The following is a 19,885-nucleotide window of genomic DNA, read 5'->3' on the forward strand; positions in this document are numbered from 1 at the left end:
GGTTACTCCCAGCTGACGGTGATCGGGTGGTGCGGGCGCTTCAGGGTGAAGCGCCCGGCGGCAGGGTCCGAGGTGGCGGGGACGTCCGGGAGTTCAAAGCGCAGGGTCCGGCCACGGAAGCCGGTGTCCCACGCCCGGATCCCCTCGGCGAGGAGGTCGGCGAGGGCGGCGCCCGCCGGGCCGTGGCCGATCACGCCGGTCTCGTACGTCCTGCGGCCCTCGGCGTCCGGATCCCCGGGCCGCAGCGTGAGGTAAGCGAGGGAGCCGGCGTCGACCGTGGCCATGGCGCCCCAGCCGAACATCGGGTGCACGCCGCGCTCGCGGGCGGTGCCGGTGACGCTCATCCGCATCAGGGAGTTCGGGAGGGTGAGGGCCAGCCACAGGTCCTGGTACTCGTAGGTGGCGCCGGCCGGGATGGTCACCCCGGTCCAGGTCTCGTGTCGTCCGCTGTCGAGGACGCCGAGCAGCAGGTCGGCGTCGACCGCCTCGTGCTGGTCCTTGTGTACCTGGAGGGTGACGTCGCCCTCACGGGTGAGGGCGACGGTGCGACGGGCGTCGTCCATGCTGCCGCGCAGCGGCATGAAGACGGCGAGCTGGTCGTCGACCGACGCCCAGCCGTGTGCGCCGCGCTCGAACGCGATCGTGCGCGAGGCCGTTCCGCGCAGCCGCAGTGGTACCACGATCCGTCCATCCGACTTGACCTGCTCCAGCCACGGCGTGGGCATCTCGCTGATGCCGACCGTGGCGATCACCCGGTCGTACGGGGCGCCGGCCGGGTGGCCGAGGGCGCCGTCGCCGAGGACGGCCTCGACGTTGGTGATCCCGGCGTCGGCGAGGTGCTTGCGGGCGCCGTCGACGAGGTCCTCGTCCACGTCCATGGTCACCACATGCCCCTCGGGGCCGACGATGTGGCCGATGTAGGCCGCGTTGACGCCGGTGCCCGCTCCGGCCTCGAAGATCCTCTCGCCTGGCTGCGCGGCGAGCTGTTCGAGCATCAGGGCGACGATCGCGGGCTGGGAGGCGGCACTGATCTGGGCTCCGGATCCGTCCGCCTTGGTGTACGTGGGGTTGTCCGCGTACGCGGCCTCCATCGGGAAACCAGGCAGGAAGTGCTCGCGGGCCACCGCACGGAATGCGGCCTCCACCGCGTCGGTGCGGATGGCCTCCTGGGCGAGCAGGCGGTCGGCGAGGATGTCCCGCAGCTGCTCGGCGGAACCGGTTTGGTTGCTGAGGGTAGTCATGTGAGTGACCCTAGTGGTTGTGTGGGTCCTGGATGTCGAGGGCGCAGGGCTCTCGTCGAAGAGAAGGATGGAGTCCAACGCCCCTGCCGCCATGTCCGCTTGGTGATCGACCGGCAGCCCTGCGCGGTTTGCGTGGAAGATGATGTGGTGCGCGAGGACGGCGCGCAGCCCGCGAGTAAGGCGGCCGTCACGAGCGAGCCGGGCGAGGTCCTGTCCGGTCTGCTGGAAGGCGTCGACCCAGCCGCCGCAGCGGGCGAGCGGCCCGGTGTCGCGGGTGAGCGCCCGGGTGTCGAGACGCATCAGGTGGCGCATGGCGGCGGTCAGGGCGGCCACCCGCTCGGGATCCACGGATACGGGGGCGTCGCGGAGCGCCGCGAACCTGGCCCAGACGTCGCCCTGCTCGTACCAGTCGAGCCCGGCCGCGCCGAGCATGGCGGAGGCGAGGACGACGACGGTCTCGGCGCGTCCGAGGGCGGGCGGTCCGGGCTCGGCGACCCGGGCTGTCGACGTGGAAGAGCCGCACGCTGTCGAGGCCGGGGAGAGCGGGTCCGTTCGTCCTGGGGCGAGCGCACTTGGGCCGCCAGCGGACGTCCGTCGGCTCAGCTGCTGATCGGGCGCCACATCGAGACGTAGCGGGGTGAATCGGTGAAGGGCTGCATGATCCCCATCTCGGTGTAGCCCCACCGCTCGTAGAGGGCCCGGACCTTCGGGTGCTCCTCGTCGACCAAGAGATTCGAGCGTTCCTCGATCCGGTAGGAGAGGAGTTCCTCGTGCAGCGTGCGTGCGGTGCCGGTGCCGCGGAAGTCGGCGCGGACCATGACCTCGCACAGGGCGAAGGTGCGGGTGTCGGTCTCCGTGAGGTCTACGCCCGGTACCGAGCTGACGAGGCCGGCCCACTGGTAGTCGGCGGTGCGGGCGAAGCCGTAGGCGTAGCCGATCGCGACACCGTTCACCTCTCCGAGCGCGCAGCCCCAGCGCGGGGATGCGGCGTGGCGGCGGAGGCGGTCGGCGAACCGCTCGATGGAGAAGAACGGATCGCTGGCCGCCTCGGCGGCGTAGATCTCGGCGTAGAGGTCGAGCAGCTTCGACTCGATGGAGGGCAGGTCGGTGTGATAGCTGACGGTCAGGGTCTCGGTCTCGGCCACGGTGCTGCTCCTGCTCCTCATGCGGTGACGTCGTCGTAGCGTTCCACGAAGGCCATGGCGTCGGGAAGATCGAAGTTGGCCACTCGCTCCCGGACTTGGTTGAGGTGCACGGCCCAGCGCGGGCAGTTCACCGACGGGTGGAGGTCGAGGGCTTCGCCCGCCATGCTGATGGCCTGCTCGACCTGACCAGCTGCGAGGTAGCACTCCGAGAGGTGGACCGCCGTTGCGAACTTGTTCCGCCGGAATGCGGGGTCGAGGAGCTGCATCGCCTGCTCCTCCTGGTGCGCGGCGCGGTCGGGCTGATGCAGGTCCATGTACGCCATCGCCGCCGCGGCCATCACCTCCCCCGGCCCGACGAAGGCCAGCCAGGCGGCGGTCGGCGCGTCTCCGGCCCGGTCGAGCGCGGTCTCGGCGCGTGCGAGGGCTGTGCCGCACTGGGCGCCCTGTCCGGATGCGGCGTACCCGAGCGCGAGGCGGCCGTGGAGGAGTGCGCTGAGGTGGTGGTCCCGCGCGTTGCGGGTGGCGTCCAGGGCCGCGCGGGCGATGGTGACGGTCTCGGTCGCCCGGCCGAGGGCCCACGACTGCCGGGACATGTACGCCCAGATGCGGGCCTGGAGCTGGCGGTCGTCGGCGAGCAGGGAGGCGCGAAGGCCGGAGTCGAAGTTGCGGCTGGCACGAGGTTGGTCGCCGCTGTCGAACGCGAACCAGCCTGCCGAGGCGTGGAGTTGGCCGATGACCTGGTACAGGGCCCGCTCTACGCGGGGCCCGTACAGGCATCGGCCCATGGCGGCCTCGATCTGATCGACGACCTCCTCGGCGATGTCGGCCAGCTGCTCGCCGCCGTAGGCGTCGTCTACGGCGTGCAGTCGGTCGATGGACTCGCGGATACGGTCGACGTCGCTCGCTCCTATCCGTCCGGATGTCGGAAGCGGAGCGAAGGCGAAGGCGAGCAAGTTTCCAGCGCCCGCGATCATGAACTGGCGACGGAGCACGTGATCCTCCTCGGCAGGGGTCTCTAGCAGCAGATTAGAGCCCGGCTGGAACCTAGCAAGCTCCTTGGATCTTTTACCCGCAAGAGTGAAGCCAAGGTCACTGCCTTGTAGTTGGAATACGTCCATCAGGCCAACGAGGTAGTGGACCTGCGGCTGGGCCGTCTCGCCGGACAGCCATCGGCGCACGTGCCGACCGGTCGCGTTCCCCGGGCGCCCGAACCGCTTCTCACCAGCGTCATTGACGGCCTTTGCCAAGTCCTCCGCAGACAGGCCGGCCCGCTGCATCAGGGCCCTCAGTACGTTGTTCGGGCGGACTGTTGCCATTGGCACTCCTCGGTCCGGGTGAGGACGACCCCACTTGCCCCCGCTCGCCGTCAACCCCTCGGGAATGTCCGGGGTGCGTGACGTCGACAGCCTCAGAATGACCTATCCCGCCTTGCGTCACCACCGGTTCACTGAATGTCAGCAGCCGGTGATGGACGAGGAAGTGATTGATCGTCGAATCGGATCAGATCCGGCCTGCTGTCTCGCACCTCGCACCTCGCAACGGCGTGCGGTGCGGGCTCGCGCCTCGGTACGACCCGTCGCGGGGTCGGCCGCGGTCTGAACTCAATCGACTGCTGCCAGTTGGCGGCTCACAAGGAGGGATGTGTCCATGGAGGGCAACAACCAGCACGGCGAGAGCGGCAACCACAACAGCTCCGGCGGCAACCACAACAGCTCCGGTGACGGGAACAACCAGCACGGTGAGAGCGGCAACCACAACGGCGACGAGTAGCCGCCGGACTTCTCGGGCCCCCATCTCGCACCTCCGGGGGCTCGGGAGGTCCAACCCCCCAGGAGAGCTGAAAGTGAACACCTTCCCCCCGGCGCAGTTGCCCGTTGTCGGCACCGAGGCGCCCCCCACCCCCCGGATCTTGACCGGCGTCCAGCGCGCCATGTGGATGGTCGACGACGCCCCTGAGGCAGTCGGCGTCCTCCGGGTCAACGCCAGCGCTGTGCTCCGCTCGTGGGGCCTTGAATCGGACGGCGACCAGGTGTTCGCCGTCCTCCTGGCCCTGACCGAGATGGTGACCAACGCCGGTGCCCACGGACACCCCATTGCGGGGATGATCGACACCCAGATGTGGATGGACGGCGACCGCGTCACCGTCACTGTCTCCGACGCCGGCTCCGAAGCTCCGGTCCCGCGCACCGCCGGACCCGACGACGAGTCCGGACGCGGCCTCCTGCTGATCCGCGCGTTCGCCGAGTCGGTCGGCTGCGAGCGCTGGCCGACCGGCAAATGCGTGTGGGCCGTGATCGGCCCCCACCCTGCCCCTGAGGGCAGCACCTTCCTCCCGGACGGTCTCGACGGCCTACAGGCCGCCGGCTAGCTACAGACTCCCGCTCCACCGCAGCGGGGGACCGCGCCTCGCTCCTCCTGCGGTGCGCGGCCAGGGCGGCGGCTCCTCCTTCCAGGCGGGCACAAGGGGGAGCCGCCACCCCTAACGACTCCCGTCCCGGGAGCCCGGCCCGCCTTGCTCGGCCAGCCGGACGCACAGGCCGGGTCTGCCTACCTGCACGGCTATTGATGGGAACTCCCTTGGCACGAACCGACAGACACCACGGCGCCCACGACGCCGGCATGGCAGGCCCGGAGGCGACGGCGCGAGGGAGGACCCGGTGATCGAGGCCGAGCGCGAAGCCGACATGAGGCGGTGGCTCCTCGCGACCCTTCCCGAGGTCGAGCGACCGGCGGCTGCTGCCGACTGGGCGACCCTCGGCACCACCGTGCTGCCGGCCGGCATCCTGTTCTCGGCGGTGCGCCTGCCAGCCGACATCGTCGCCAAGGCTGCGGGGACGACGGAGTGGGCGGCGATCGACCGCTACCTCGCGACGGCGCTCGACGGCCCGGTGTGGTGCACGGGCGACGGTGGCGTCTACGTCGCGTTGGTGCCGCCGAGCGCGGCCCGCGCCTGGGCCGTGTCGGGCGTCATCGTCCTCGGCCGCGGCTCCGTCGTGAGGGTGCCGGCACCGGGACTCACCCGGGCCGACAGCCCCGGGGCGTACTGGTGCGCCCCGATGGAGTTCCCTGGGGTGCTCTGCCTCGCGGACGACGTCGCGCACGTCGCCAGGCGCGGGCTCCAGCGGTGCGGCGGCGTGACGGGGCGTCCGGCAACCGGGGCCGAGCGCGACGGCGGGGTGCCCGGTGACCGGAGCTTCATGCGCCTGGCCCGCTGAACCAAGCCTCTCCCTGCCCGGCCTGCGGCCGGAGCTGCCCGTGCTTCTGGCTCTCCTGAGTCACACCAAAGAAGTGGAGTCCAGTGTGATCGCACCTGCCGTGTTCCCCTCGTTCCAGCACGCCTACGCCGCCGTCCTGCGGCTCGTCACCGAGAATCACGAGTTCGTCAACTCGGCTCGGGGCAACCACAGTCACGAGATCATCGGTGCGAGCTTCCGGCTCACCGACCCCCGCAAGCGCGCGCTCTACCTGACGAGCCGGCCGGTCAACCCCGTGTACCACCACGCGGAAGCGCTCTGGTACCTGGGCGGCATGCGGAACCTCGACCTGATCGGGCACTACGCGAACCGCCGCCGGGCCGACTCGCGCGACGGCGTAACCATCGACGGTTCGTCCTACGGGGCGCGGATCTTCGCTCCCCGGCCGGACGGCACGCCCTCCGCCTTCGACCAGGCCCTGGAGCTGCTGAAGGCCGAGAAGGACAGCAAGCGGGCCTACATGCCGATCTTCGAGACCCGGGACCTGGACGAGATCGGCCACCCTGACCTGCCGTGCCTGGTCGGCCTTCACCTGCTGGCCCGTGAGGGCTACCTGCACATGGTCACCTACATGCGCGCCAACGACGCCAACCGCGGCATGGTCTGCGATGTCTACTCCTTCACCCTGATCCAGGAGTTCGCCGCCGCCCTGCTCGGGCTGCGACTGGGCTCCTACTCCCACCACGTGGGCTCGATGCACGTCGGCCTCCGGGACCTGGAGCGCGCAGGCAGGGTACTGGACGAGACTGCGGCAGCGAGCCTCAACACGATGCCCCGCTTCGCGGCCCCGGTGATGCCGGCCGACAGCGCCTGGCAGCACATCCGCACAGTGCTGGAGCACGAGGCGATGCTGCGCACCAACAAGGTGCAGTACACCCCCGGGGACGTCGCCGCGCTGGACCTGCCCCTGTACTGGCAGCGGGTGCTGCTGCTCTTCGAGGCGCACCGGCAGATCATCCACTGCCCCGCGGACGACGTCGATCCGCGGCTGCTCGCCGCGCTGGAGCCGGGCGCCCGCTGGCAGCTTGAACGCCGCTGGCCGGCCCGGGTCGGGGGCGGGGTATGAGGGGCGACGCGCTGAGTGGCGTGGACTGGTCCCGCTGGAGCGTGGTGCTCCTCAAGCCGGACTGCTTGCGCCGTGGCCTGACCGATCAGGTGCTGGCCCGGCTGGAGCCCGCCGCGCGGATCGTCCACCAGCGGCAGGTCATCGTTCAGGACTGGCAGATCCATGTCCACTACTGGGATCTGCTGGTCGACCGGGACTTCTTCGAGGTGGACATCCCCGCCTGCCTGCGCAGCGCCTACGTGGGGAAGCCGGTCGTGGTCGCGCTCGCCCACGGCGCACCGGGCACCCCCGAGCGGCTGCGCGCGCTGCTGGGGCACTTCGACCCCAAGCAGGCCGAAGCGGGCACGATCCGCGCCGACCTCGGCGACGACAGTCTCACCGCCGCCCGGGTACAGCAGCGCCTGGTGGAGAACCTGATCCACACCTCCGACCACACCCGTGCCGCGCGCAGGGACTTCGGGACGTGGTTCGGCGCCGGCCAGCACCAGCTACTGGAGATCAAGGAGGATCACCGATGACGACCACCACCCGGGCCCGGCGCCCGCTGCCCCTGCTGACCCCCGAGCAGATCGCGGGGCTCAAACCGGAACTCGCCGAGGTCATCGAGTACCGCAAATCGGGCCTGAGCCTGAACCACATCGTCGGCTGCCCGCTGGACTGCGGGTACTGCGTGCGGCACCTGTTCGACAACTTCTCGCTCAAGACGCCCCGGGCGCTGATGAGCGACGAGGCCGCGGTGGAGCTGCTGATCGGGCACCGGTACTTCCTGCCGCACCGCACGCCGATCCAGATCTTCAACAGGGCGACGGACCCGATGCTGCCGGTCGTCAAGCCGCACACCTTCAATACGTTGCGGCTGCTGGACGAGCAGTGCTTCACCAACCACGTCCTGGTCATCACCCGCTGGCGCGTCACGCCGGAGGACTGCACGGTTCTGAACAGCTTCCGCAACATCCGGCTGACGATGCTGGTCACGCACTCCGGCATCGACCACCCGGGGATCGAGCCGGTGGACTCGAACATCGCGGCGGCCAGTCTCCGGACCCTCCACCAGCACGCCGAGCGCTACCGCACCGTGCTGTACTGGCGGCCGATCGTGCCTGGCCTCAACGACTCCGATGCCGACATCGAGCGGGCGTTGGAGCTGTCGAGGCACGCCGACGCGACGGTGTTCACCGGCTTGTTCTTTCGCGAGGAGATCGCCAAGTACTACGCCGACCACGGGCTTCCGCTGCCGTACTCGGACACCGCCCGGCGCAAGATCATGCCGGAGGAGTCCGAGCGGCGCATCCTCGCGGCCTTCCGCCGCCCCGACGACGGGGCCGAGCCGTACGGGCCCCTCTTCCGCAAGACCAGCTGCGGGGTCGCGTACGCCCACAAGGTGCCCGACTACAACGGGCACTACGGCATCCGCGAGCTGTGCGACATCTGCCCGGTCGCGCAGCTGGGCCTGTGCCGCGACGCCTGGCACGCCCCCTCCCTGGAGGAAGCCACCGATCAGGCCCGTGTTGTCGGGGCGGTCGGCGACGTTGAGGTGAACGAACGCGCCATCATCGTCGAGGGCTTGAACGAGCCGCCGCGCTACTTCTTGCAGCACGGCTTCGGCTACCAAGTCCACGACCGTCACAAGCCGCACCGCCACCGCCGCCACGGCCGGGCCGAAATCGGCTGGGCCGACAACAAGTAGGGAACGCTGATGGACTACGGCACTTGGCCCCGTCTCTTCGTCGTGGACGTCGAAGGCAACGGAGGAACGCCGCCGGACCTGGTCGAGGTCGCCGCGATCCCCGTGGTGAACGGGAGCCCGGTGCCGTCGTCCACGCGCTCCACCCTGCTGCGCCCGCCGAACCCCATCACGCCGTTCGCACGGAGGGTGCACGGCATTACGAACCAGGACGTCGCCAACGCGCCGTCCTGGGAGGAGATCGGGCCGCGCATCCACGCCGACCTGGAGGGTGCGTGGATCTGCGCGCACAACGCCCACGTGGACTACGGCGTACTGCTGCGGCACATGCCCGACTGGAAGCCCGCCGGGGTGCTCGACACCCTGCGGCTCGCCCGCGCCACGTACCCGAAGGCCGGCGGCTACGGCCTCGACGCGCTGATCACCATGACCGGCATCGACCTGGCGGCCGTGCCCGGCCATCGCCACCGCGCCGCCTACGACGCCCACGCCACCGCCCTGCTGCTGCTCAACCTCGCCGGGTACTACTCCACCTGGGACGCGCTGACCGCCGCCGCGGTCCCGCCCGGGATGCCCGGCGCCCCCCTGCCCACCCCCGAACCCGAGGAACCGACACTGTGGTGACACCCGTTCGCCTCTACATCGCCGGAACGCACTCGACCGGCAAGACCACCCTGGCCCGGCGCATCGAGATGGAGCTGCGCTCCACCGGCCTCAAGGTCGCCCGCACCGGCGGCTTTGCCAAGCGGGCCGCCGAACTCGGCTTCCCGAAGATGACCCGGCACACCGCCCAGTCCGCCGCCTGGATCATCAGCTCCACCTGCGCCGCCGCCCTGGAGGCCGAACTCGGCGCCGACGCCGTGATCGTGGACCGGACCCCGTTCGACGCCCTCGCCTACTACCTGGCCGCGCTCCAGCACCGGGACGAGCAGCCCGACCCCGAAGAGCTGTCCCGGCTGACCGGCATGGCGCAACTGGCCAGCCCCCGGCCGGCCGTGTTCCTGGCCACGGTCTTGGACCCGGCGCTGCCGCTGGCCGAGCACCCGGGCAAGGACCCCGACTGGACCGACGCCGCGTTCCGCACGGCGGTGGACCAGCAGCTCCACCGGTCCTTGAAGGCGCACAGCGTTCCGCACATCACGGTGCCCAGCGACGGGCACGCGGAGAGCGTCGAGGTGGCCGTCGAGGCGATCACCGCCGCCTGGGAGGCGACGGCGTGAGCACGGCGATCACCATTGCGGGCAAGCAGGTCCCCCGCCTGGGCCTGGGCACCATGCGCCTGACCGGCCCCGGCACCTGGGGCGAGCCGGCCGGCATGGTCGGCGCCGCCGCGCTGCTGCGTACGGCCGTTCACGACCTCGGCGTCCTGCACATCGACACCGCCGACGCCTACGGCCCGCACACCGTCGAGGAGCTGATCCGCCGCGCGCTGTACCCCTACCCGGCGCAGTTGCTGCTGGCCACGAAGGTCGGCATGGTGCGGCCCGCGCCGAACGTGTGGAAGCCACTGGGGCGCCCCGAATACCTGCGCGCCGCCGTTGAGGCGTCGCTGCGCCGCCTGGGCACCGAGTGCATCGACCTCTGCTACCTGCACCGGGTGGACTCCGCGGTGCCGCTGGCCGAGCAGGTCGGCGAACTGGAGGATCTGCGAACCGAAGGAAAGATCGCCGCCATCGGCCTGTCCAAGGTGACCCCCGAGCAGATCCGCGAGGCCGCCGGCCTGGTGACGGTCGCCGCCGTGCAGAACTGCCTGAACGTTGCTGACCCGGAGGACCCGGCGTTGGCTTACTGCCTGGACAACGGCATCCCGTACGTGCCCTACCGGCCGCTGAACGCCGGGAAGCTCGATCCGGCCAAGGCGCTGCGGTGGCTGCTGGACCTCGGGCCGCACGTGGCGCCGATCCCCGGCACCGCCGATCCCGAGCACTTGCTGGCCCTGTTCGCGTCGGCGAGCTGAGCCCGATGGCGAAGACCTGGCTGCCCCGCGAGGAGTTCGTCCAGACGCTGCCCCGGGCTCTGCACAGCGCCAGCGTGCTGCTCTTCGACCCCGAAGGGCGGCTGCTGCTCCTGCACGACTCCTACAGCGAGGGCCGAGCTGCCCAGGGCTGGCGGCAGCGCTGGTGGGCACCGGGCGGCATCCTCCAAGATGGCGAAGCGCCCGTGGACGGGGCCCGCAGGGAGGCACTGGAGGAGACAGGCCTGCGGCTCGACGAGCCGCTGGTCCCGGTCGGCGTGGACTTCCTCCCGCCAGCCGAGCGCTGGCCCTCGGTCAGCACGTACTTCTTCTCCACCGGGCCGCTCACCTGGGAGCGCGTCGAGTCGATCGCCCTCTCCGAGGAGCACGACGACCACCGGTTTCGTCAACTTGCCGACTGGGAGGGCAAGGTGTCGCCCACGATGCACGGCCGGCTGACCGCGCTGGTCACCGCCTTCGCGAACGAAAGCCAGATCATCCTGCACTGCGGCAGGCCGATGTGACCTGGGAGCAGCACGGCCGCGAGACGGTGTTCACCGCGCCCAGCTTGTCCATCCACCGCGACCCGGTCACGCGGCCGGACGGGCAACCCGGCGAGGTGTGGGTGACCGAGCAGCCGGACGGCGCGCTGATCGTACCGGTGGACGCGCGCGGACGAGTCGGCATGGTCCGCTTCGTCACCTACGTCCACGGCGAGGTCGTCACCCCGCCGGGCGGCCACATCGAGCCCGGTGAGGCCCCGCTGGCGGCCGGGAAGCGGGAGCTGCGCGAGGAGACCGGGCTCACCGCAAGGCACTGGACGCCGCTGGGCAGCGTCGCCCTGCTGACCCGCAACACCGCCCGGCTGCACTGCTTCCTGGCGACCGGGCTGACCCTCGGGCAGCAGCAGCTGACCGGCTCGGAGGCCGGTATGACCTTGGAGTGGTGGAACCTGCGCGACGCCGTCGATGCCGCCTACTGTGGCCGGCTCACCCTGGCGGGCGCATCGCTGGGCATCCTGATGGCCGCCCGCCACCTGTAGAACCCCACGATCTAGGAGGGCGAGGCAACGTGTGCACGGCGTTCGTCAGCATCGACCCGGGCTCGGCAATGCCGGTTCTCCTGCTTGCTGTTCGGGACGAGTACACCGACCGCAAGTGGCTGCCGCCCGGCCGACACTGGCCAGACCAGCCTGACGTCCTCGGCGGCCTGGACCTGGACGCGGGCGGCACCTGGCTCGCCGTCGCCCCCGGCGCCGGGCCGGTGGCGGCCTGCCTGCTCAACGGCTTCGGCCGCACCGCCGCCCCGCAGCAGCGGCTCTCCCGGGGCGGGCTGCCGCTCATCGCCGTCAGCGGCCAGCCGATTACCGGTCTTCAGCTGGAGCGTTTCGACCCGTTCCATCTGATCGTTGCCCGGCCCTCCGGGGTGCGGGTGGTCAGCTGGAGCGGCAGCAGCCTGGAGGACAACGCGCTGCCCGCCGGTCTGAGCGTCGTGCTCAACGATGGATTGGATGGCCGGGCGGGCGCCCAGTCCTGCCCACCGCACCTCCGCGCGACGATGGCCGCCAGGGCAGCGCACTTCCGGGCACGGCTGCGAGCGGTTGCCCGCCCCGAGCCGGCAGGTGGGCGGCCGGGCGACGCGTGGGGCCAGTGGCTGCCGATAGCGCGCGGCGACGGCCTCCCGGTGGACGACCCGGCAGCCCTGATCCGCCGCCTGGAGTCCCCGAGCGGCCGGGTCTGGGGCTCGGTGTCGGTCTCCCTGGTTGCCCTCGCACACGGGCGGGCGCGCTGCGACTTCGGCACTGTCTCCGGTTTCGGCTCTTCGCCCCGGATCCTTCTGGAGCCGGTGCCCATCAACGCAGACCTCCCCGATCCCGGCCGGCTGGTTGCTGGCCCTGTTCCGAGAGCACGAGGAGACCAGCATGGAAGACGAGCTGTGGGGCCGGGTCGGGAGGCTGCGCACCTGGCTGGATGACGAGGCTGAGGAGGTGCCGGTCGCCGGCGTGCGGCTGCTGCGCGTTCTCAAGATCGGCGAGGAGTTCGGCGAGGTCCCGGAGGCCGTGCACGGTGCCCTGGGGGCGAACCCTCGCAAGGGTCGGTCGCACGACTGGTCAGACGTCGAGTTGGAGCTGTGCGACGTCATCGTCACCGCGATGGTTGCGCTCGACACCATCTCGGGTAGCGGGCGCAAGGCCCTGGACGACCGGCTTCGCCACCTGGTGGTCCGAGCCGGGCTGGAGTCCGCCGAGCAGAGCTGAGCAGGCCCCCTTGCGGCGGCGTGCTGCCACAGCGAGGACATCAACCTGGCGGTCGCGAGGAGTGTGTCGTCACGGCCGCCCAACCTCGTGAGTCTCAGCAGCCCACGCTCCCGCAGCACCGCCCCGGCCCGCCCACGTACGGCTCCGCCCAGTGCGCTCACGGTGAATTCCTCGCCCGAGGCGTCAGCGGTGTCGGAAGACGGCATGGTGAATCCTCCTCGCGGGACGGAGTGGATGAGAGGTGGACCACTTTCCATGCCGCGTTGCCCCCATGGAAAGTGACAGATGGTCAAAGTGGAATCGGGTGGCAGTGGGACGGGGGGAGGCCAATCAACTGCTACCTTCGACAGGCCCGTGACCGCCTGCGCGCCCCGGAAGAAGCGATGACCGGACAGACAGAACAGCCCTACGTCCCAAAGGTTTTCCCGATCTCCATCAAGGGTGTTGTGCTCGACCCGCAGGGACGGGTGCTGCTGTTGAAGAACGAGCGCGAGGAATGGGAGCTGCCCGGTGGGAAACTGGAGGGTGCCGAGACTCCCGAGGAGCGGGTGGTCATGGAGATCCACGAGGAAAGCGGTTGGGCGGCGACCGCCGGCCCCCTGCTGGACGTGTGGATGTACGAGCCGATTCCCGGCCGCCAGGTCTTCATCGTCACCTATGGCTGCACGGCCACCGACGCGCACATGCCCCCGGTCGTCAGCCATGAGCACAAGGAAGCCGGTCTGTTCCGCCGGGACGAGGTATCCGGCCTCTTGATGCCGCAGGGCTACAAGGACTCCGTTGCCCGCTGGTACGAATTCCAGGACCAGGTCTGACCGTTGGCCCGGATCGACTCGGACGGCGGGATCCGCTGGCACTGGACCACCCCCAGAGCCCAGGACATCCTGCGCCGCCGCAGTCTGCCCGAGATCTTCCAGCTCTACCGCGACCTCCACGGCCTGCCGCAACAGGAACTCGCCGACCTGCTCGGCTACTCCACCAGCTACGTCTCCCGTATCGAGACCGGCTCGCGCACGATCACCGACATCGGCGCCCTGGCTCACATCGCGGAATGCCTGGGCTTGCCGCCGAACTGCCTCGGCATCACCGACGAGGAAGACGGGGACCACCAACTCGTGCTCCAGCTCGCCGAGTCCGTGCTGCGACTGGCCGAGACCGCCCGCCAGGCCGGCCAGGCCACTGCCGCCGTTGCTGAGCTGTGGCCTCTGGCCGCCCGCCTGGAGGCCCGCGCGGTCGCCGGCTGCACCGACCTCGACACCCTTCGCCTGCTCGGACGCGCCCGGGTTGGGCTCGGCGTCGCCCTCGGCCGCGTCCTGCCTGAGGAACGCCTGGCCGCCGCGGCCAGCTGGACGGGCAAGGGCCTGAGTGTCGCACGGCGCGTGGGCGATCCCGGTCTGCACGCTCACGCGTTGCGTCATCACGGCAACGAACTGCGCAAGGTCGGCCTGCACCATCGCGCCCTCGACCGGTGACGTCGAGATCAGTACTGACAGATGGAGGCCTTGGGAGTAGAGACGCCGCTGCCCGGGGTGTGTTTGGGCTTTACCGGCAGCGCCGGGGAACGATCGGGTCTCCTCGGTCTTGCGGACCGCTTGGGCGGGATTGCCGCTCCATCGGCGCCGCGCGCCGCCTGGCTGGGCGGCGCGCGGCGAGGCCGGGGGTGGGAACCCGCCGGCAGGCGGGTGGGGGGTGGATGGTGGGGAACGGTGGTGGACCTGCTCAACGCTGCGGAGGGATCGCGGGTGTTCACCCGGCGGCGGGCGAAGCGGGGTGGGCAGGTATTGAAGGATGCGAACGCAGCTGCCGGGGCGGCCGGCACTGACTGAACGTCAGGCCTGGGTCTCCGCGAGCTCGACCAGGTCGGCGGCGCTGGCCAGCACGTAGGTGTGCGGCTGCCCGTCGAAGTCGGCGCGGTCGAGCTCTCCGGTCAGCACGCCGACCACGACGCCGGCCCCGGCGTTGGCGCCGGCCTGGACGTCGACGACGGTGTCGCCGGCGGTGAGCACCCGGCGGGTGTCGATGACGCCGGTCTTCTCCATCGCCCGGTGGATCATGTGCGGGGCGGGGCGTCCGCGCGGGACCTCGTCCGAGGTGACGACGGCGTCCAGGTTGCCGCCCTCGCCGGTCGACCAGCCGAGCGATTCGAGCAGCGGGAGCGCGACGTCGTCGCTGAATCCGGTGGTCAGCGCGACCTTGATGCCGCGCCGGCGCAGTTCGGCCAGTGCGGCTTCGACGCCGGGGATGGCCTGCGGGGGAGTGGCCCGGTAGGCCTCGCGCAGGTACGCCCGGAACGCCTCGTAGCTCTCCTCGACCAGCTCGGGGGTGGGGGTGCCGCCGCCGAGGCGGACCAGGGCGTCGATGGCCTCGCGCTTGTCGGTGCCCATCCAGGTCTGGAGGTCGGCCTCGGCGACGGCGACACCGTTGCGCTCGACGGCGGTGCGCAGCGCCCGGTAGACGGCGCCGGACTCGTTGATGGTGGTGCCTGCCATGTCGAGGGCGGCGAGCTGGATCACGGTGTCAGTCCTCTTCGGTGTGGTAGCGGCCGATGACGGTGCGGCCTTCGACGGTGTTCTCGATGGTGAAGGTGGCCATGCTGGGCAGGTAGCGGTCGTCGGCGTCCTCCAGCGGCACGCCGCGGCTGGAGGTGGTGAGCCGGCGCACGCGCAGCAGCGGGGCGCCTGCGGTGACCTGCAGGAGTTCGGCGTCGCGCGGCCCGGCGGCGACGGCGTCGATGGTGTGCCGGGCGTGGTGCAGGTCGACGTCGCGGCGCAGCAGTTCCTCGTAGACGGACCCGGTGTCCGGGTCGAAGTCGAAGAGGACGCGGCCGACCTCGTGGACGAAGGTGGAGCGTTCCAGCATGGCCGGGACGCCGTCCAGCAGCCGCAGCCGGACGAGCTCGACGACGGGCTCCCCCTCGGACAGGCCGAGCCGGGCTGCGGCCTCCGGGGTGGCCCGGCGGCGGGCCACTTCGACGGTGCGCTGGCCGGGTTCGCGGCCGATGTCGCGGGCCCACTGGGTGAAGGACAGGAAGGTGGCGAACGGCTGCGAGGGCGCCGTGCGGCGGGCGACCGGCGGCTTGCCGCGGCCGCCGACCAGGCTGCCCTCACCGCGCAGGACGGCCAGGGCCTGGCGGACCGGGCCGCGGGAGCTGCCGAACTCGGCGCAGAGCTGGGACTCGCTGGGCACCGGCTCGCCCTCGGGCCACTCGCCGGACTCGATGCGCCGCTGGAACTCGGCGGCGAGCCGTTGGTGGAGGGGGAGCGGAGGCGCCTCACTTGTCTTCACAAGTCGACTATGGCACCCGAGGGCGGAACTTCTCAAGCGCGACGGTGTGCGCACCCCGAGCTGCGGCGGAGTCCGCCCCCCGGTGGCCGTCGAACGGATGAACAGACGGTAACTTGTACAGACATCTCTTGACGTCGACGCCGCCGAGCCCGGAATCTGGAGCCATGAGCAGCAGCACCAACACCCACACCAACATCAGCACCAACACCGCCCCCGCCCGCAGCGACGTGGTGATCGTCGGCGCCGGTGTCATCGGTCTGGCCCACGCCTTCGAAGCGCTGAGCAACGGCCTGTCCGTCACCGTCGTCGAGCGCGACCGCCGGCCGGTGGGCGCCTCGGTCCGCAACTTCGGCCACTGCTGCATCAGCGCCCAGGACGGCGACCTGCTCGCCCTCGCCCAGCGCTCCCGGCCCGGCTGGCTGCGCGCCGCCGAGGCCGCCGGCTTCTGGGCCGCCGAGGCCGGCACCCTGGTGGTCGCCCGCTCGGCCACCGAGGCGGCCGTGCTGGACGAGCTGCGCGCCGAGCGCGGCGACGACGCCGTCCAGCCGCGCACCGCCGCGCAGACGGCCGCGGCGCTCGGCCGTACGGACGGCGAAGGCGACCTCGTGGCCGGCGCGCTGCTGCCCGCCGACCTGCGGGTCAACCCGCGCGAGGCCGCGCCCGCCCTGGCCCGCTGGGTCGCCGAGCACCCGCGCGGCCGGGTCCGGTGGGGCACCGCCGTCACCGGCGTCGAGTCCGGCACGGTGCACACCACCCGCGGCCCCGTCCACGGCGAGCGGATCCTGGTCTGCGTCGGCCACGACGTGGACTACCTCTTCCCGGACATCGCCGAGGACCACGGGGTCGAGCGGTGCCGCCTCACCATGGCCCGCGCCGAGGCCCCGGCCGGGTTCCGCACCGACTCGGCCGTGCTGACCGCCACCTCGATGCTGCGCTACGACGCCTTCACCAGCCGGCCCGCGGCCGCCAGGCTGCGCGCGGAGGTCCTCGGCCACAGCGCCGAACTGCTGGAGATCGGCGCGAACGTGATGTTCACCCGGCTCCCGGACGGCACCGTCCTGGTCGGCGACTCGCACCACTACGACGCCACCACCCCGCCGTTCATCGACGAGCGCACCTACGAGCTGCTGCTCGACGCCGTCGCGAAGGTCCTGGGCGTGCCGCGCCTGCGGGTCCTCGAACGCTGGCAGGGCGTCTACGCCAGCAGCCCGCGCGGCCCGCTGCTGGTGCGCGACCTGGCGCCGGGGGTGCGGGCGATCTCGGTCACCTCGGGCATCGGGATGACCCTCTCCTTCGGCCTCGCGGCCGCCACCTTCGACGGCACCCTCGCCGCGACCGGCTGAGCCACCGGCCGAGAAGCCGGCCGAGCCGCGCGAGCCACCGGCCGACGAGCCGGCCGAGCCGTACGAGCCACCGGCCGACCGGCCCGCCGCCGGGAGCGCCCCCGACCCCACCCGGGAGCGGCCCCGGCGGCGGATCCCCGCCCCTTCAGCGCGGCTTCGGCGAGTACGGCCCGGCCGGGCCCGGCGACCCCCCGCACGGCCCGCAGTCCCCGCCCAGGCACTTGGCGGCCTCCGCCATCACCTCGTCCACCGTGTGGTCCCGGAGCTGCTTGCACCGGTCCTGCCGCCCCTGGTCCTTGCACTGCCGCACCGCCCGCCACCCCTCCAGGCAGGCCACCGCCTCCCACCCCTTGAGGACGTACAGCAGCGTCCGGCACAGGCAGTCCACGTACTCCTGGACGCCCGGGAACCCGTTCCACACCCCCTTCACCTGCCGGTCCAGCACCAGCAGCCGCACGTACAGCTCCAGCGGGCCGCGGTTCGGGTCGGCGACGTCCGCGGCGAGCTGGGCCGCGTCCGCCTTGAGCTTGGCGGCGCGCGGCGGCAGCGCCGCCTGCTCGGCCAGCAGGTCCTGGAAGAACGTCGAGGCCACGTCGACCTCGCTGCGGTAGTGCGCGATCAGGCCCGCGAGCTTGGCGTCCGGGTCGTCCTCGTGCCCGTCCGTCCCGAAGTCGCACGGGAACTCGCGGCAGCCGGGCTCCCCGTCGCACTCCTCGATCCGGGCGTGCACCCGGTGCTCGGCGCGCTCCGCGCAGTCGCGCTGCTCCTCGTCGACCCGGCAGCGCAACTGCTCGCGGATCGACTTGAGTTGGGCGTCCGCGGCGCGAACGTCGGTGCCCGCGGCGGCGCGTGCGGCGCCGTAGTCCTTCTTCGCCGTGGAGAAGGCGGCCTTGAAGGGCTCCAGGGTCTTCAGGCTCTCCTGGATGACGTCGGCTCGCTTCTGGATGCCCTTGGCCTTGCAGGCGAGTTCGTCGATGGCGTCGGTGTCGCAGCAGCCGGGGTGTCCGGGAGAGTACGGGGACTCGTAGCTCATGGGCCTTCTCCGGGGTGATCGGGAAGCTCCCGGGTGCGGGAGCGGACGCGCGTCGAGAGTGCGTGGGACACCGTCACCACGCCGTCGCCCGGCGGCGGCAACGCTGCGGTGACGTCGCCCGCCGAGCATCGGACCATGGCTGGATACCGGGCACTCGCCGCCGTCGGGCGCAGCGTCGTGGCGCTGCTGAACCGGCGCTTCGAGGAGGAGATCCCCGACGGCGCCGGCCGGCGGCCGCTGGCGGTGCTCGCCGGCCCGCTGGACTTCGAGAAGGTGGACACCGCGGGCGCGGTGATCCGCTACCCGGCCGTCTCCGTGTACTGCTACCGGCTCAGCATCGACCGGGAGACCAGGGCGGGTTGGGGCGCCGTCTCCGCGCGGGACGGCCTGCCGCGGCTGCCGCTGCGGATGCACATGATGATGGCCGCCTGGGACCAGTTCGTCGAGGCCGAGCTGGAGTGGCTCGGCCTGACCGCCCGCACGCTGGAGAGCGAGGGCATCCTCACCGGCCCGCTGCTCGACCCGAGCGGCGACTGGGAGCCGGGGGACACGGTCCAGGTCGTCTCGGACGAGCTGGCGATGGACTCGCTGAGCGAGGCCTTCCAGGCGATAAGCACCGACTACCGGCTCTGCCTGCCCTACCTGGCCCGGGTGGTGCGGATCGACGGCCCCCACGGGCCCGTCCCCGAGGAGGTCACCACGGTGGCCACCCGGCTCTCCGGGATCCCCCGGTGACTGGGCCCGACGGCGAGGCCGCCGGGGACCTCGGCGCCGGCCCCCCGATCACCGTCGACGCCGGCCGGGTGGACGTCACCCACCGGCTCGCGCTCGCCGTCCGCCCGCTCGACGCCCGCACCGCCGCGCCCGCGCCGGGCGTCCGGGTCGGCCGCGAGGCCCCGCCGCCCGGCGGCCCCGTCCGGCCGCTGGAGAGCCACGGCGCCACCGGCGCGGTGCTGCGGTACGGCCCCGGCGGCGTCCGGACCCGCACCGTCGTGCTGCGGCTCGACGACCCGGCCCGCCGCCTCGTCCCGCGCCGCTTCCGCGTCCCGCTGTGGACGCTCGCCGAACTCACCGGCGCCGACGACCGCCCGCCCACCGCCGGCTACGTACCCGCCGCCTCCCGGCTGCTGCGGCCCTGGCTGCTGCCCGGCGTGGCGTACCCGGTGACGAACGGCCTGACCGGCCTGCGGCTGCGCGTCACCCACCACGGCCTGCCGGTGCGCTGGCCGCGGGTGACGGCCTTCGGCTCCGGCGGCATTCCGGTCGGCTGGGCGCACGGCGACGAGCACGGCCAACTGCTGCTGCTGGTGGACGGCATCGGGGCGCTGCCGCACCCGACGCCCTCCGCCTTCGACGTCGCCCTGCGCACCGCCGTCCCCGACCCGGCACACCCGCCGCCGGTCGACCCGCTCGACCCGCTGGCCGACCTGGTGGTCGAGGACGTCCCGCGCAGCCAGGCCCCGCCCGTCCCCGCGGACCTGGACAACCCGCTGCTGCGGGGCACCGCCCTGCCACCGGGCTACCGGACCGCCACCGGGGACGTCGTCCGGACCCTGACCGTCGGTCGGGTGCTCCCCGAGACCGAGTTGCCGCACACCTGACACGCAGCCCGCCGCCCGAGGA

Annotated in this window: 24 protein-coding genes; 18 read left to right on the top strand and 6 right to left on the bottom strand. The window is 71.9% G+C overall.

Annotation, left to right across the window (positions count from 1 at the left end; all coding sequences use genetic code 11):
• Positions 1–2 precede the first annotated feature (2 nt).
• From fxlM to ACPC54_RS09625, 3 genes are read right to left on the bottom strand one after another with little or no spacing between them, the layout of a single operon-like run.
• Positions 3–1,925 carry a methyltransferase, FxLD system gene (gene fxlM / locus ACPC54_RS09615; RefSeq protein WP_498963038.1) on the bottom strand — a complete coding sequence of 641 codons (1,923 nt, stop codon included), beginning with the start codon at positions 1,923–1,925 and terminating at the stop codon, positions 3–5.
• Positions 1,841–2,386 carry a GNAT family N-acetyltransferase gene (locus ACPC54_RS09620; protein WP_498963040.1) on the bottom strand — a complete coding sequence of 182 codons (546 nt, stop codon included), beginning with the start codon at positions 2,384–2,386 and terminating at the stop codon, positions 1,841–1,843. The genes fxlM and ACPC54_RS09620 overlap by 85 nt, the downstream gene beginning before the upstream one ends.
• A 17-nt stretch (positions 2,387–2,403) precedes the next feature.
• Positions 2,404–3,702 (bottom strand): NsdA family TPR-like regulatory protein, encoded by a 1,299-nt coding sequence (locus ACPC54_RS09625; protein WP_498963042.1) that lies wholly within the window; start codon positions 3,700–3,702, stop codon positions 2,404–2,406.
• 331 nt (positions 3,703–4,033) lie between these two features.
• Here ACPC54_RS09625 and ACPC54_RS09630 point away from each other — a divergent pair, with 331 nt between their 5' ends.
• The 15 genes from ACPC54_RS09630 (at position 4,034) to ACPC54_RS09700 (ending at position 14,073) form a co-directional block, all read left to right on the top strand.
• Positions 4,034–4,156, top strand: a complete 123-nt coding sequence (locus ACPC54_RS09630) for a hypothetical protein (protein WP_498963044.1) — start codon at positions 4,034–4,036, stop codon at positions 4,154–4,156.
• A 139-nt stretch (positions 4,157–4,295) separates the two neighbouring features.
• Entirely contained in the window at positions 4,296–4,754 is a 459-nt protein-coding gene (locus tag ACPC54_RS09635; protein ID WP_498963046.1) for an ATP-binding protein, read from the top strand.
• A gap of 289 nt (positions 4,755–5,043) precedes the next feature.
• Positions 5,044–5,601 (top strand): hypothetical protein, encoded by a 558-nt coding sequence (locus ACPC54_RS09640; RefSeq protein ID WP_498963048.1) that lies wholly within the window; start codon positions 5,044–5,046, stop codon positions 5,599–5,601.
• A gap of 85 nt (positions 5,602–5,686) precedes the next feature.
• Entirely contained in the window at positions 5,687–6,706 is a 1,020-nt protein-coding gene (locus ACPC54_RS09645; protein ID WP_498963050.1) for a thymidylate synthase, read from the top strand.
• Complete coding sequence (locus ACPC54_RS09650) at positions 6,703–7,224, top strand: nucleoside-diphosphate kinase (RefSeq protein ID WP_498963052.1); 522 nt, start codon at positions 6,703–6,705, stop codon at positions 7,222–7,224. The genes ACPC54_RS09645 and ACPC54_RS09650 overlap by 4 nt, the downstream gene beginning before the upstream one ends.
• The gene (locus ACPC54_RS09655) at positions 7,221–8,393 is read left to right on the top strand and encodes a radical SAM protein (RefSeq protein ID WP_498963054.1); all 1,173 of its coding nucleotides are present in this window, start codon (positions 7,221–7,223) and stop codon (positions 8,391–8,393) included. Before ACPC54_RS09650 ends, ACPC54_RS09655 begins: the two co-directional genes overlap by 4 nt.
• A 9-nt stretch (positions 8,394–8,402) precedes the next feature.
• Positions 8,403–9,014, top strand: coding sequence for a 3'-5' exonuclease (locus ACPC54_RS09660; protein ID WP_498963056.1), 612 nt, complete (start codon positions 8,403–8,405; stop codon positions 9,012–9,014).
• Complete coding sequence (locus ACPC54_RS09665) at positions 9,008–9,610, top strand: AAA family ATPase (RefSeq protein ID WP_498963058.1); 603 nt, start codon at positions 9,008–9,010, stop codon at positions 9,608–9,610. The genes ACPC54_RS09660 and ACPC54_RS09665 overlap by 7 nt, the downstream gene beginning before the upstream one ends.
• Positions 9,607–10,347 carry an aldo/keto reductase gene (locus tag ACPC54_RS09670; protein ID WP_498963060.1) on the top strand — a complete coding sequence of 247 codons (741 nt, stop codon included), beginning with the start codon at positions 9,607–9,609 and terminating at the stop codon, positions 10,345–10,347. The genes ACPC54_RS09665 and ACPC54_RS09670 overlap by 4 nt, the downstream gene beginning before the upstream one ends.
• Before the next feature lie 5 nt (positions 10,348–10,352).
• Positions 10,353–10,868, top strand: coding sequence for an NUDIX domain-containing protein (locus tag ACPC54_RS09675; RefSeq protein WP_498963062.1), 516 nt, complete (start codon positions 10,353–10,355; stop codon positions 10,866–10,868).
• Entirely contained in the window at positions 10,865–11,386 is a 522-nt protein-coding gene (locus ACPC54_RS09680; protein WP_498963064.1) for an NUDIX domain-containing protein, read from the top strand. Before ACPC54_RS09675 ends, ACPC54_RS09680 begins: the two co-directional genes overlap by 4 nt.
• A 29-nt stretch (positions 11,387–11,415) precedes the next feature.
• Positions 11,416–12,318 (top strand): NRDE family protein, encoded by a 903-nt coding sequence (locus ACPC54_RS09685; protein ID WP_498963066.1) that lies wholly within the window; start codon positions 11,416–11,418, stop codon positions 12,316–12,318.
• The gene (locus tag ACPC54_RS09690; RefSeq protein ID WP_498963068.1) at positions 12,266–12,601 is read left to right on the top strand and encodes a MazG-like family protein; all 336 of its coding nucleotides are present in this window, start codon (positions 12,266–12,268) and stop codon (positions 12,599–12,601) included. Before ACPC54_RS09685 ends, ACPC54_RS09690 begins: the two co-directional genes overlap by 53 nt.
• Before the next feature lie 383 nt (positions 12,602–12,984).
• Complete coding sequence (locus ACPC54_RS09695; RefSeq protein ID WP_498963070.1) at positions 12,985–13,416, top strand: NUDIX hydrolase; 432 nt, start codon at positions 12,985–12,987, stop codon at positions 13,414–13,416.
• 3 nt (positions 13,417–13,419) lie between these two features.
• Positions 13,420–14,073, top strand: coding sequence for a helix-turn-helix domain-containing protein (locus ACPC54_RS09700; RefSeq protein WP_498963072.1), 654 nt, complete (start codon positions 13,420–13,422; stop codon positions 14,071–14,073).
• A gap of 357 nt (positions 14,074–14,430) precedes the next feature.
• Here ACPC54_RS09700 and ACPC54_RS09705 read toward each other — a convergent pair whose 3' ends face one another.
• Complete coding sequence (locus tag ACPC54_RS09705) at positions 14,431–15,114, bottom strand: phosphonatase-like hydrolase (RefSeq protein ID WP_498963074.1); 684 nt, start codon at positions 15,112–15,114, stop codon at positions 14,431–14,433.
• A gap of 4 nt (positions 15,115–15,118) precedes the next feature.
• The gene (locus tag ACPC54_RS09710) at positions 15,119–15,886 is read right to left on the bottom strand and encodes a GntR family transcriptional regulator (protein ID WP_498963076.1); all 768 of its coding nucleotides are present in this window, start codon (positions 15,884–15,886) and stop codon (positions 15,119–15,121) included.
• A 164-nt stretch (positions 15,887–16,050) separates the two neighbouring features.
• On the opposite strand from ACPC54_RS09710, the gene ACPC54_RS09715 reads away from it, so the two are divergent.
• Positions 16,051–17,229, top strand: a complete 1,179-nt coding sequence (locus ACPC54_RS09715) for a TIGR03364 family FAD-dependent oxidoreductase (RefSeq protein ID WP_498963078.1) — start codon at positions 16,051–16,053, stop codon at positions 17,227–17,229.
• Positions 17,230–17,374: 145 nt separating this feature from the next.
• Here the strand turns inward: ACPC54_RS09715 and ACPC54_RS09720 are convergent, their stop codons facing one another.
• The gene (locus ACPC54_RS09720) at positions 17,375–18,262 is read right to left on the bottom strand and encodes a hypothetical protein (RefSeq protein WP_498963080.1); all 888 of its coding nucleotides are present in this window, start codon (positions 18,260–18,262) and stop codon (positions 17,375–17,377) included.
• A gap of 135 nt (positions 18,263–18,397) precedes the next feature.
• Between ACPC54_RS09720 and ACPC54_RS09725 the strand changes: the two genes are divergently transcribed.
• Positions 18,398–18,997: a Pvc16 family protein gene (locus ACPC54_RS09725; RefSeq protein WP_498963082.1), complete on the top strand. Its 600-nt coding sequence runs from the start codon at positions 18,398–18,400 to the stop codon at positions 18,995–18,997.
• A complete protein-coding gene (locus tag ACPC54_RS09730) occupies positions 18,994–19,863 on the top strand; it encodes a hypothetical protein (RefSeq protein ID WP_498963084.1) in 870 nt (289 codons plus the stop codon). The genes ACPC54_RS09725 and ACPC54_RS09730 overlap by 4 nt, the downstream gene beginning before the upstream one ends.
• The last annotated feature ends 22 nt before the right edge of the window (positions 19,864–19,885 follow it).

This window comes from Kitasatospora sp. NPDC094028 (assembly GCF_049543595.1).
Taxonomy (GTDB): domain Bacteria; phylum Actinomycetota; class Actinomycetes; order Streptomycetales; family Streptomycetaceae; genus Kitasatospora.

What these genes read in the sequence shown, in the direction of transcription:
- ACPC54_RS09625 (WP_498963042.1), bottom strand. Translation starts at nt 3,702, where the DNA reads ATGGCAACAGTCCGCCCGAACAACGTACTGAGGGCCCTGATGCAGCGG.
- ACPC54_RS09630 (WP_498963044.1), top strand. Translation starts at nt 4,034, where the DNA reads ATGGAGGGCAACAACCAGCACGGCGAGAGCGGCAACCACAACAGCTCC.
- ACPC54_RS09650 (WP_498963052.1), top strand. Translation starts at nt 6,703, where the DNA reads ATGAGGGGCGACGCGCTGAGTGGCGTGGACTGGTCCCGCTGGAGCGTG.
- ACPC54_RS09655 (WP_498963054.1), top strand. Translation starts at nt 7,221, where the DNA reads ATGACGACCACCACCCGGGCCCGGCGCCCGCTGCCCCTGCTGACCCCC.
- ACPC54_RS09660 (WP_498963056.1), top strand. Translation starts at nt 8,403, where the DNA reads ATGGACTACGGCACTTGGCCCCGTCTCTTCGTCGTGGACGTCGAAGGC.
- ACPC54_RS09675 (WP_498963062.1), top strand. Translation starts at nt 10,353, where the DNA reads ATGGCGAAGACCTGGCTGCCCCGCGAGGAGTTCGTCCAGACGCTGCCC.
- ACPC54_RS09690 (WP_498963068.1), top strand. Translation starts at nt 12,266, where the DNA reads ATGGAAGACGAGCTGTGGGGCCGGGTCGGGAGGCTGCGCACCTGGCTG.
- ACPC54_RS09695 (WP_498963070.1), top strand. Translation starts at nt 12,985, where the DNA reads ATGACCGGACAGACAGAACAGCCCTACGTCCCAAAGGTTTTCCCGATC.
- ACPC54_RS09715 (WP_498963078.1), top strand. Translation starts at nt 16,051, where the DNA reads ATGAGCAGCAGCACCAACACCCACACCAACATCAGCACCAACACCGCC.
- ACPC54_RS09720 (WP_498963080.1), bottom strand. Translation starts at nt 18,262, where the DNA reads ATGAGCTACGAGTCCCCGTACTCTCCCGGACACCCCGGCTGCTGCGAC.
- ACPC54_RS09725 (WP_498963082.1), top strand. Translation starts at nt 18,398, where the DNA reads ATGGCTGGATACCGGGCACTCGCCGCCGTCGGGCGCAGCGTCGTGGCG.